General features: G+C 73.3%; 9 protein-coding genes. 6 read left to right on the top strand and 3 right to left on the bottom strand.

Features of this window, described 5'->3' with window-relative positions; genetic code table 11:
* Positions 1-153 precede the first annotated feature (153 nt).
* From lptF to rsmA, 6 genes are all read left to right on the top strand, one after another.
* Positions 154-1,305, top strand: a complete 1,152-nt coding sequence (gene lptF / locus ACTB72_RS17390; RefSeq protein ID WP_463038273.1) for an LPS export ABC transporter permease LptF — start codon at positions 154-156, stop codon at positions 1,303-1,305.
* Positions 1,302-2,612 carry an LptF/LptG family permease gene (locus tag ACTB72_RS17395; RefSeq protein WP_463038274.1) on the top strand — a complete coding sequence of 437 codons (1,311 nt, stop codon included), beginning with the start codon at positions 1,302-1,304 and terminating at the stop codon, positions 2,610-2,612. Before lptF ends, ACTB72_RS17395 begins: the two co-directional genes overlap by 4 nt.
* 46 nt (positions 2,613-2,658) lie before the next feature.
* The gene (locus ACTB72_RS17400) at positions 2,659-4,953 is read left to right on the top strand and encodes an LPS-assembly protein LptD (protein ID WP_463038275.1); all 2,295 of its coding nucleotides are present in this window, start codon (positions 2,659-2,661) and stop codon (positions 4,951-4,953) included.
* Positions 4,954-5,050: 97 nt separating this feature from the next.
* Complete coding sequence (locus ACTB72_RS17405; RefSeq protein WP_463038276.1) at positions 5,051-6,085, top strand: peptidylprolyl isomerase; 1,035 nt, start codon at positions 5,051-5,053, stop codon at positions 6,083-6,085.
* On the top strand, positions 6,069-7,106 hold the full coding sequence (gene pdxA, locus ACTB72_RS17410; RefSeq protein WP_463038277.1) for a 4-hydroxythreonine-4-phosphate dehydrogenase PdxA: 1,038 nt from the start codon (positions 6,069-6,071) through the stop codon (positions 7,104-7,106). Before ACTB72_RS17405 ends, pdxA begins: the two co-directional genes overlap by 17 nt.
* Positions 7,103-7,945 (top strand): 16S rRNA (adenine(1518)-N(6)/adenine(1519)-N(6))-dimethyltransferase RsmA, encoded by an 843-nt coding sequence (gene rsmA, locus ACTB72_RS17415; protein ID WP_463038278.1) that lies wholly within the window; start codon positions 7,103-7,105, stop codon positions 7,943-7,945. Before pdxA ends, rsmA begins: the two co-directional genes overlap by 4 nt.
* Before the next feature lie 808 nt (positions 7,946-8,753).
* On the opposite strand, the gene ACTB72_RS17420 is transcribed toward rsmA, so the two are convergent.
* The 3 genes from ACTB72_RS17420 to ACTB72_RS17430 all read right to left on the bottom strand — a co-directional run bounded on the left by ACTB72_RS17420 (position 8,754) and on the right by ACTB72_RS17430 (position 10,671).
* Complete coding sequence (locus ACTB72_RS17420) at positions 8,754-9,293, bottom strand: MarR family winged helix-turn-helix transcriptional regulator (RefSeq protein ID WP_463038279.1); 540 nt, start codon at positions 9,291-9,293, stop codon at positions 8,754-8,756.
* A 149-nt stretch (positions 9,294-9,442) separates the two neighbouring features.
* Positions 9,443-9,751, bottom strand: coding sequence for an FAD assembly factor SdhE (locus ACTB72_RS17425; RefSeq protein ID WP_463038280.1), 309 nt, complete (start codon positions 9,749-9,751; stop codon positions 9,443-9,445).
* Positions 9,748-10,671 carry an ROK family protein gene (locus ACTB72_RS17430; RefSeq protein WP_463038281.1) on the bottom strand — a complete coding sequence of 308 codons (924 nt, stop codon included), beginning with the start codon at positions 10,669-10,671 and terminating at the stop codon, positions 9,748-9,750. Before ACTB72_RS17430 ends, ACTB72_RS17425 begins: the two co-directional genes overlap by 4 nt.
* Positions 10,672-10,918: the final 247 nt, after the last annotated feature.

Here is a 10,918-nt window from a genome sequence, read left to right on the forward strand (position 1 = left end):
GCGGGCGACCCGGCGCAGCAGGCGCCGCGCCGGTCGCGGCGCCCCCTCCTCATCCCGGACGACGCCGGCCGCGGCGCCCTGACGCCGCGATTTCGCCGGCCTCGACGCCGCATCGCCTTGCCATCGACCCCTTCCCGCAGCCATTTAGGCGCCATGAGAAACACCGTCTCGCGATATGTGATCGGACAGATCCTCGGGCCCTTCGGCCTGTTCTCCCTCGTGCTGCTGGGGCTGGTCTGGCTGACGCAGTCGCTGCGCGTGATCGAAACCGTGGTCGCCTCGGGCCAGTCCGCGGCGCTCTTCGCCCAGTTCGCCGTCCTGCTGCTGCCGGTGGTGATGTCGCTGATCCTGCCGGTGGCGGCCTTCGGCGCCGCGCTCTTCGCGCTCAACCGCATGTTCGTCGACTCCGAGATCGTGGTCCTGATGTCGGCGGGGATGAGCCGGGTGGCGCTCGCACGCCCCGTGGCGGCCTTCGGCGGCTGCGTGATGGTGGCGATGGCGGTGGTCACGCTCTACCTCATGCCCGCCTCGAGCCGGGAGCTGCGCACCCAGATGGCCGAGCTCGGCGCCGACGTCGCCGGCGCGCTCCTGCGCGAGGGCGAGTTCATCACCCCGGCCGAGGGCGTCACCGTCTACGTGCGCCGCACCACCCGCGACGGCCAGATGGCGGGCCTCTTCGTGCAGGACGACCGCGACCCCGACGCGCGCCTGACCTACACCGCCGAGCGCGCCGCCCTGGTGCGCACCCACGAAGGCCCCCGCCTGGTGATGTTCGACGGCGCCGCCCAGCGGCTGAACCGCGACGACCGCACCCTGTCGGCGCTGAGCTTCGACAAGCTGGTCTACGATCTTTCCACCCTGGTCGAGCCGGGCGCCTCGCGCCGGCTGAAGCCCTCGGAATATTATGCCTGGCAGCTGGTCGCCCCGACCCCGGACATGCTGGACGGCCGCGCGCCCGACGAGTTCGTGGCGGAGGGGCATGAGCAGATCTCCTCCCCGCTCTACGCCGTGGCGCTGCCGCTGATCGGGCTCGCCAGCCTGCTCGGCCCCGGCTTCCGGCGGCGCGGCTACGGGCAGCGGATCGCGGCGGCGGTGGCGCTTGCCGCGCTCTGCCGGCTGGCGGGGGTGGCGGCGAAATCGGCGACCTCGGACATGGAAGCGCTCTGGCCGGTCATGTATCTGGCGCCGCTGCTCGGCGCCGGGCTGGCGCTGCTGGTCCTGTGGCAGGGCCTGCCCGGGACCCGAGGGGCGGCGCCGGCGCAAGCCGTCGGCCCGGATGACCGCCGCGGCGGGGCTTCGGCATGATCGGCACGCTCTCGCTCTACATCGCGCGGCGGTTCCTGACCGCGGCGGCGGCGGCCTTCGCCTCGATCCTGCTGCTGGTCGCCATGATCGACCTGGTGGAGCAGATGCGCCGCGCCGCCGGCACCGAGACCGGCTTCGCCCAGGTGCTCGAGCTGGCGGTGCTGCACGCCCCCGCCCTGATGATGGAGATCCTGCCTTTCCTGGTGCTGATCGCCGCCATGGTCTGCTTCTCGCGCCTCGCGCGGGCCTCCGAGCTGGTGGTGACGCGGGCGGCGGGGATCTCGGTCTGGCGGCTGATCGCGCCGGCGGTGGCGGCGTCGGCGCTCTTGGGCGTGCTGGCCTTCGGGGTGCTGAACCCGGTCGCCTCGGGCCTGATGCAGCGGTTCGAGCGGCAGGAATCGCGCTGGATCAAGGACCGCACCAGCCTGCTCTCGATCTCCGAGAACGGTCTCTGGCTGCGCCAGGCCGAGGGCGGCGGCGCTCAGGCCGTGGTTCATGCCCAGCGGGCCAACCGCGACGGCACCCAGCTCTGGGGCGTGACCTTCTTCCGCTTCGGGCCGGGCGACCTGCTGGAGGGCCGGATCGAGGCCTCCCGCGCGGTGCTGGATCCTGGCGCCTGGACCCTGTTCGACGTGCGCCGCTGGCGGCTGGCGGGGACCGAGGGCGGCGCGGCCGCGGCCGATGGCGCGAGGCCGGGCGCGCCCGAGGCGGCATCGGCGCAGACCGGCGGCCCCGAGACAGGCGGCGCAGAGACAGGCGGCGCAGAGACCGGCCGCGATCCGGGCGTCGCCCATGATCCGCCGCCGCAGGAACCGTCGCCGGGGGCGCTCGACGCCGGCCGCGGCCCGGTCGCCGACGGCGCTTCGGCCCGCGCGATGCTGTGGGAGGACATGGAGACGATGTCCCTGCCCACCGGCCTGACCCGCGACCAGATCCTGGAGAGCTTCGCCAGCCCCAAGACCATCTCGTTCTGGGAGCTTCCGGGCTTCATCCGCAGCCTGGAGGCGGCCGGCATCAGCTCCACCCGCCACCGGATGCACTGGCAGGCCCAGCTCGCCCAGCCGCTGCTGTTCGCGGCCATGGTGCTGATCGGCGCGGCCTTCTCGATGCGCGGCGCGCGATTCGGCGGGCTCGGGCTGATGGCGCTGGGGGCGGTGGGGGCGGGGCTGGTGTATTTCTTCCTCGCCAACGTCACCCAGGCTTTCGGCTCTTCGGGCGCGATCCCGGCCCCGCTGGCGGCCTGGATCCCGCCCGTGGCGATGACGCTGTGCGCGCTCGGCTTGCTCCTGCATCTAGAGGACGGCTAAGGAGGGGGCCTCAGGCCGGCGAACCGGCGATCGACAGGAACCGCCCTTGCCCGCGCTCTTCCAGACGCCGCCCCGCCGCCCCAGCCGCCGCCGCAGTCCTGCGCGCCCGCTGGGCCTGGCCTTCGCGTGGCTCGCCGCGGCCGCGATCTGGCCCGGGTGCCCCGCCTCCGCCCAGACGCCCGGGGGCGCAGCCCAGACGACCGAGCCGCCCACCGGCCTTTCCGCGACGCTCGGCGCCGAACGGCTGGAGGGGCCGGTCAGCCTGATCGCCGACCGGGTCACCTACGACACCGAAGCCGACACCCTGACCGCGGAAGGCAATGTCGAGGTCTTTTACGGCGACCGCACCCTCACCGCGTCGCGCGTGGTCTATTCGCCGGGCGCCGACCGGATCGAGGCCGACGGCCCGATCATGCTGCGCGGCGGCGAAGAGGGCGCGACCCTGCTCGCCGATTTCGCCGACCTCGATTCGCGGCTGCGCGACGGCCTGATCCGCGGGGCCCGCGCCCTGATGAAGGACGACGCCCGCTTCGCCGCCGCCGAGGCGCGGCGCATCGACGGGCGCTACAACGTCCTGACCAAGGCGGTGTTCTCGCCCTGCATCGTCTGCCCCGAAGACCCGACGCCCCTCTGGCGGATCCGGGCCGAGCGCATCGTGCATGACGAGCAGACCCGCACCGTGCATTACGAGAACGCCACCTTCGACATCCTCGGCACGCCGGTCGCCTGGACCCCCTATTTCCGCCATCCCGACCCCAGCCTGAAGCGGGCGAGCGGCATCCTGCCCCCGATCTACAAGCAGAACGGCAATTTCGGGCAGGCGATCAAGCTGCCCTATTACTGGGTGCTGTCGGACCAGACCGACATCACCTTCACCCCCTACGTGACCACCGACGACGGCCTGATCCTGGAGGGCGAGTTCCGCGGCGAATACGAGCGCGCCTCGCTCAGCCTCGCCGGCTCGATCACCCAGCAGGACTACGACGGCGACAGCGAAGTGCGCGGGCACCTGTTCGGCGCCGGCCTCTACCGCTTCGGCGGCGGGCTGGAGGCGGGGTTCGCCATCGAGCAGGCCTCCGACGACGGCTATCTGCGCCGCTACGAGTTCTCCGAGGACGACCGGCTGGAATCGGAACTGTTCTTACGCGACTCGGACGCGTCGGGCTGGGGCGAGGTCTCGCTGGTCCGCTTCCAGTCGCTGCGCGACAACGAGCCCTTCGGCCAGATCCCGATGGCGATCCCCACCTTCGAGGGCCGCCGGGTCTGGGACGCGCCGATGGGCGGGCAGTTCGGCCTCGATCTCGGCGGCTACGCGCTGAAGCGGACCCAGGGGCAGGATACGCTGCACGGCTTCGTCGGCGTCGATTACGAAAAGCGCTGGATCACCACGCCGGGCGTGCAGCTGACCGCCTATGGCGACCTGCGCGGCGACAGCTGGCAGATCAACGATTCGACCTCGGCCGGCCCCGACGACCGCACCCGCTTCGCGCCCACCCTGGCGCTGGAGGCGCGCTATCCGCTGCTGCGCCGCGACGGGAACGGCGACTGGCTGAGCGGGCTGCTGGGCGAGGGGCCCGTCACCCATCTGGTCGAGCCGATCGTGCAGGCGGTCTTCGCCACCTATCAGGACGACAGCCCGATCTATCCCAACGAGGACAGCCAGCTGGTGGAGTTCGACGAGACCTCGCTGTTCTCGCTGCGCCGGCACACCGGCTGGGACGGGTTCGAGGAAGGCTCGCGGCTCAATGTCGGCCTGCGCTACGCCCGGCTCGGCGACGACGGCGCCCGCTTCTCCTTCGCCGGCGGCCGGGTGCTGCGGCCCAAGGAGATCGGGTCCTTTCCCGCCGGCATCGGGCTCAACAAGCGCGAGTCGGATTTCGTCGCGGCCTGGTCGCTCGATCTTCCCGGAACGGTGAAGCTCGCGCATCGGATCAGGATGGGCGACGACCTTGAGATCAACCGCAACGAGGTTTACGGATCGACCTCGTTCGGAGGTCTGGATCTGGCCGGAACCTACGCCTGGCTCGCCGCCGACGCGGTGACCCCGAACGACCGTCACGAGGTCGCCGCGGAGGCGCGTTACGCGCTCGGCCGAAACTGGTATGTGGGCGGCGACGCGCAGCGCGATCTGGAGTCGGAGCGCTGGGTGCGCACCGAGGGGCTGGTGGGCTACGCCAACGAATGCGTGGACGTGGCGCTCTATGTCGGACGGCGCTTCACCTCGACCGAGGACGTGCCGGCCTCGACCTATTTCGGGCTGCGGGTGAACCTGTGGGCGCTGGGTGGGAGCGACGGCCCCGCCGCGCCGCCGACCGGGGCCTGCGCGCCGAAGCTGGACTGATCCGGCGCCGCTCGGGCCGCATGACGCCAAGGACGGGCGGCGCGAGCCGCAGACCGCCGCAGGACCCGTCCGGGCCCGGCGGGACGAGGAGAGAGGAATGAGACCGATGACGCCGACCCAGATCCGAACCGCCGGCCGCCCGCCCCGTCCGGCGCGGCGCACCCCGCGCGGCTTCGCCTCCGGCGCCGCCTCGGTCGCCCTGTCGCTGGGCCTGGCGCTGGTCGCCGCCGCTCCGGTCCTGCATCCGGCCCGCGCCGCCGCCCAGTCCGGCGCCCAGGGAGAGGCCGGCGCCTTCCAGGCCGCGGCTTTCGTCGACGGCAAGGCGATCACCAATTTCGACGTGCAGCAGCGCGCCCGCCTGCTGAAGCTGAGCGGCGTGCGCCCCGACATCGACCTCGACACCGGGCTCGAGTCGATGATCGACGAACGGCTCAAGCGCGCCGCCGCCACCGCCGCCGGCATCAAGGTGGAGCCGCAGGAGGTCCAGAACGGCCTCGCCCGCTTCGCCGAGTCGCAGGGCGCGAGCAGCCCGGCCCAGCTCGAATCCCGGCTGAAGGCCGCGGGCGTGTCGCTCGCCGTCGCCCGCGAATTCATCGAGACCGAGATCATGTGGTCCTCGCTGATCCGGCGCGACTACCAGCCGACGGTCGATCTCGGCCCGGAGGAGGTCGCGGAGCAGATCAAGGTCATGGGGCTCGACAAGACCGTGGACTTCTCGCTGGGCGAGATCGCCATGGCGCTGGGCGACTCCCCGGCGGAGGTCGAGGCCCGCGCCCGCAAGATCGTCGCCGAAGCCCGCGGCGGGGCCGATTTCGCCGCCCTCGCCCGGCGCTGGGGCCAGAGCCAGAGCGCGCCGAAGGGCGGCATGGTCGGCTGGGCCCCCGCGGCGCAGCTGCCGCCGCAGCTGGCGCAGATGCTGCAGCGGATGCAGCCCGGAGAGGTCACCGACCCGATCCCGGTGCCGCGCGGCGTGGTGGTGCTCAAGCTGGTCGACCGGCGCGAGCAGCCGCGCGAGCTGACCGCCGAGGACCGCGAGCGGGTGCGCCTGCAGCTGCTGGACCAGCGCCTGTCGCGCCTGGCGGAGGGCCGGCTGCAGGAGCTGCGGGCGCGGGCCTATGTCGAACGACGCTGAGCGCGCCGCCCCCGTCGTCGTCGCCCCCGTCGTCGCCGCCCCCGTCGCGCTGACCTGCGGCGACCCGGCGGGGATCGGGGCGGAGATCGCGGCCGGGGCCTGGGCCGCCTTGCGCGCCGAGCCCGCCTGCGCCTTCTTTCTGGTGGGCGACGCCGACTGGGCGGCCGCCGGCGGCGCGCCCGTCGCCCGGATCGCGGCGCCGGGAGAGGCGCGCGGCGTCTTCGCCGATGCGCTCCCGGTCCTGCACCGGCCTCTGGCCGCGCCGGCCCCGGCCGGGCGGCCGGACCCCGCCAACGCGGCCATGGTCGTCGCCTCGATCAAGGAGGCGGTGGCGCTCGCCCGGGCCGGGACGGCGGGGGCGGTCTGCACCCTGCCGATCAACAAGAAGGCGCTCTATGACGGCGCCGGCTTCGCCCATCCCGGCCATACCGAGTTCCTGGCGGCGCTCGCCGGCGTCGCCCGTCCGGTGATGATGCTGGCCGGTCCTCAGCTGCGCGTGGTCCCGGTGACCATCCACATCGCGCTGACGGATGTTCCCCGCGCCCTGACCGCCGCGTTGATCGAGGAGACGGTGCGCGTCGCCGCCGCGGATCTGGTGCGCGACTTCGGGTTCGCGCGGCCGCGGATCGCGCTGGCGGGGCTCAACCCCCATGCCGGCGAAGGCGGCGCGATGGGGCGCGAGGAGATCGAGATCATCGCCCCCGCCGTCGCCCGCCTGCGTGAGGCGGGGTTCGAAATCGCCGGACCCCTGCCCGCCGACACGATGTTTCACGCCGCCGCCCGCGCCCGCTACGACCTCGCGGTCTGCATGTATCACGACCAGGCCCTGATCCCGATCAAGGCGCTGGATTTCGACCGCGGCGTGAACGTGACCCTGGGCCTGCCCTTCATCCGCACCTCGCCCGATCACGGCACCGCCTACGATATCGCCGGCAAGGGGCTGGCGAATCCCACCAGCCTGATCGAGGCGCTGAGGCTCGCCGCCGCGATGGCCGCCCGACGCGCGGCGGCGGGGACGTGAAGGAGGGCCCGTCGCCGGACGGCCTTCCCCCCCTGCGCGAGGTGATCGCGACCCACGGGCTCGCCGCCAAGAAGGCGCTGGGCCAGAATTTTCTGTTGGATCTCAACCTGACGCGTCGCATCGCGCGCGCGGCGGGGCCCTTGGATGGCGCTTCGGTGCTGGAGGTGGGGCCGGGCCCGGGCGGGCTGACCCGCGCGCTGCTGATCGAGGGCGCGGGGCGGGTGCTGGCGGTGGAACGGGATCCGCGTTGCCTGCCAGCGCTCGCCGAGATCACGGAGGCCCATGACGGCAAACTGGAAGTGATCGAGGGCGACGCGCTGGAGGCGGGGGCCGAGGCGCGGATGGCCGCGCCGTGGCGGATCGTCTCCAACCTGCCCTATTACGTCGGCACCGAGCTGCTGGTGCGCTGGCTGGAGGCGGAGCCCTGGCCGCCGGCCTGGGACTCGCTGACCCTGATGTTCCAGCGCGAAGTGGCCGAGCGGATCGTGGCGGGTCCGGGCTCGAAGACCTGGGGGCGGCTGTCGGTGCTGGCGCAGTGGCGCTGCGAGGCGCGGATCGCGTTCGAAGTGCCGGCCTCGGCCTTCACCCCGCCGCCCAAGGTGACGTCGGCGGTCGTGGTGCTGCGCCCGCTGGCCGAGCCGCGGTTTCCAGCGCCGGCGGCGGCGCTGAGGCGGATCACGGCGGCGGCTTTCGGGCAGCGGCGCAAGATGCTGCGCCAGAGCCTGAAGCAGGCGACGCCGGACGCGATCGGCCTCTGCGCCCGGGCGGGGGTGGCGGAGACGCTGCGCGCCGACGACGTGGACCTCGCCGGCTTCTGCGCGCTCGCCCGCGCGCTCTGACCCCAAGGCCCCGCGTGGCGCCGGCCGCCGCGAACCGAAGCGCCGCATCGAGGGCGCGCAGGCGGCGCCGTCCCGCCTGCGGCGCGTTGAGCCGGGGTCGAGGGCGTTGACCGCGAGGCGGGCGGGAATGGCGGATAAGGGGCCTGCGGGCATGTCTGGCGGCCGGCGCTTCCCAGCGCTCCGGACCGCGCGGAGGCCGGGCTTGCGCTTCCCGGGGATCTAGGGCGTAGCGGGGAGCATGTTTCCGACATGGCCGTCGCCTCGCGCGTCGCCGGCGCGCGAGCGCTGCGGCCGGCCTCGGGGCTCGAGATCCGGCGCCGGAGGAGATCGCTTCGAGCGGGGCGGCGCGGCGCTTCGGCTCAAGCGAACGATGAGGATTGGCGCTCCATCGCGCCGACGCCCGGACCCGCGTCCGGTCGGGTCGCGTCCGGTCGGGGCGAGGTCGGTCGACATGGGGACGGCTGGCGCGGGAGGGCGTGGAGGCGAGACGTCACGTCGTGACCAGGCTCGGCTCGAGCGGGTGCGAGGCAGCATGCGCCGAGGCGAGTCGCGCCGGGGCGGTGGCGCATCCGGACGGGGGACGTCTTGCGAAACGGCCCGGCGAGAGGCGCGTCGGGGCGGGACCGGCAAGACAGAATCCGCCCCCTTGCGTCCGCGACGCCTGCGCGCGCCGTTCCCGCCATGGGCCCGTCACGACCTGCGCCACGCGCCCAAGCCGCGCGGGCGATCCGGGGCGACCGGCGCTGCGGCTGGCGCGCGGCTCCGGCCTGGGGGCCCGCGCCTCGGTCCGGAGCGCGGCGCGGCGCGGTCAGTAGATGTAGCGGATATGCTCCATCCAGAACCGCTCGATCCGCTGCAGGGTGACATTGGCGGCCGGCAGCTGATCGGGCCCCGCCATCGCGTCGTCCATCAGCGTCGCGGCGTGGCGGGTGAACAGCTCCGACACCGTGTCGTGGATGAACTTGCCCCGGTCGGTCACCCGGATCCGCACCGAGCGGCGGTCGACCTCGGACCGTTCGTGGTGCAGATACCCCGCCTCGACCAGTTTCTTGAGGTTGTAGGAGACGTTGGAGCCCTGGTAGTAGCCGCGGCTCTTGAGCTCCCCCGCCGTCACCTCGGCGTCGCCGATGTTGAACAGCAGCAACGCCTGCACCGCATTGATGTCGAGCAGGCCCAGACGCTCGAACTCGTCCTTCACCACGTCGAGCAGCAGACGGTGCAGCCGCTCCACCAACGACAGGAGCTCCAGATAGGTTTCGCCGAAATCGGGCGTCGTCTGCGGCCGGACCCGCGTCGCGCGTCCCCCGATTCCGCTGTCGTTCCGCGCCGTCTGAGCGCCCTTGGCCATGCTCGGTTCTCCGCTATCCCGTCTCGCTAAAACGACAATTCGGCGGAAATGCCGAATATGACGTTAACGCGAGAGAAATACGCGCGAAGCGGCGACGAGCAGGAGCGGCAGGCGGCCGGCCGAGGCCGTCGCCCGCGTCCCCCGCCGGTTCAGGCGCGGGGCGCGATGCCGTGGAAGCCGCGCAGCCGCCCCACGATGGCGTCATGGGGGGCGGGCGTGGTCACGGCGCCGGAGACCCAGAGGTAGAGGTCCTGGTCGTTCTCCTCCATCAGCGCCTCCAGCGCGTCGAGGTCGCAGGTTTCGCGCCCGTCGGCCAGCGCGTCGCACCAGGGGCCCAGGATCATGTCCATCTCCTTGGTGCCGCGCCGCCAGCCGCGGATGCGCAGGCGGCGCAGGCGGGCCTCGGCCTCGGTATGCACCGAACGATCGTCGGGAGCGGTCATCTCGGGTCGGTTCATGCGGTCTCCTCCTCGTCCCAGAGCCAGGCGGCGCCGCGCACGCCGGAGCTGTCGCCATGCAGGGCGCGGCGGATTTCGGTCTCCATCACGTCGGAGAAGACATGCGGGCGCATGGCGGCGGCGATGCGTTCGGGGGCGCCTTCGAGGTTCGAGAGCCCCCCGCCCAGCACCACCATGTCGGGGTCGACGACGTTGACGATCACGGCGAGCGCGCGGCCCCAGCGGTCGTAGAGCCGGTCGAAGGCGGCCTCGGCGTCGGGATCGCCGGCGGCGGCCATCTCGGCGATGTCGCGGGCATGCGGGCCCTGGCCGTCGCCGGCGCCGACGGCGCGGGCGAAGTCGGCTTCGAGCCCGGGGCCGGAGATCCAGACCTCGAGGCAGCCCCGCCGTCCGCAGAAGCAGAGAGGCCCCGGGCGTTCGGCGTCGGTGGGGTTGGGCAGCGCGTTATGGCCCCATTCGCCGCCGATGCCGTTGCGGCCCTCGACGATGCGGCCGTTCACGATCAGGCCGCCGCCGACGCCGGTGCCGTTGATGGTGGCGAAGACCACGCCGGCCCCGGCCCCGGCCCCGTCGGCGGCCTCCGACAGCGCGAAGCAGTTGGCGTCGTTGGCGAGCCGCACCGGCCGGCCGAGCGCTTCGGCCAGGTCCCGGTCGAAGGGTTTGCCGATCAGCCAGACCGCGTTGCCGTTGCGCACGGTGCGGGTGGCGGGCGAGAGCGAGCCGGGGATGCCGATGCCGAGCGCGGGGGCGCGGGCCCCGGCGGCGGCTTCGAGCGCGCCCACCAGCTCGCGGATCGCGAGGACCGAGCCCGCATAGTCCCCGCGAGGGGTCTCGACGCGCTGTCGGGCGCGGATGGTTCCGTCGGGGGCGAGGGCGATGCCCTCGATCTTGGTGCCGCCGAAATCGACGCCGATGCGCATGAGCCGGACCTCCCTCGAAGAGCCGGTCCGGGGTAGCGGAGGCGGCGCGGGCTGGCAAGGCCGGGCCGGATCGAGGACGGGACGGAAGGCGGCGCGGACGGGGATCCGGCGGAGACCGCGAAGGCGGTCACGCCCTCGGCCTCGGCCCGCGAAGACGCGGTCCTCAGGCGCCGCCGGGGGCGAAGCCGGCGCCCCGCTTCCCGAGGGCGGTCCGCGCGGTCGGCCTCGGCCGGCGCGGTCCGAGACC

The organism is Albimonas sp., from assembly GCF_055129145.1.

Coding starts and splice junctions, on each gene's coding strand:
- lptF (WP_463038273.1), top strand. CDS start 154: ATGAGAAACACCGTCTCGCGATATGTGATCGGACAGATCCTCGGGCCC.
- ACTB72_RS17395 (WP_463038274.1), top strand. CDS start 1,302: ATGATCGGCACGCTCTCGCTCTACATCGCGCGGCGGTTCCTGACCGCG.
- ACTB72_RS17405 (WP_463038276.1), top strand. CDS start 5,051: ATGAGACCGATGACGCCGACCCAGATCCGAACCGCCGGCCGCCCGCCC.
- pdxA (WP_463038277.1), top strand. CDS start 6,069: ATGTCGAACGACGCTGAGCGCGCCGCCCCCGTCGTCGTCGCCCCCGTC.
- ACTB72_RS17420 (WP_463038279.1), bottom strand. CDS start 9,293: ATGGCCAAGGGCGCTCAGACGGCGCGGAACGACAGCGGAATCGGGGGA.
- ACTB72_RS17425 (WP_463038280.1), bottom strand. CDS start 9,751: ATGAACCGACCCGAGATGACCGCTCCCGACGATCGTTCGGTGCATACC.
- ACTB72_RS17430 (WP_463038281.1), bottom strand. CDS start 10,671: ATGCGCATCGGCGTCGATTTCGGCGGCACCAAGATCGAGGGCATCGCC.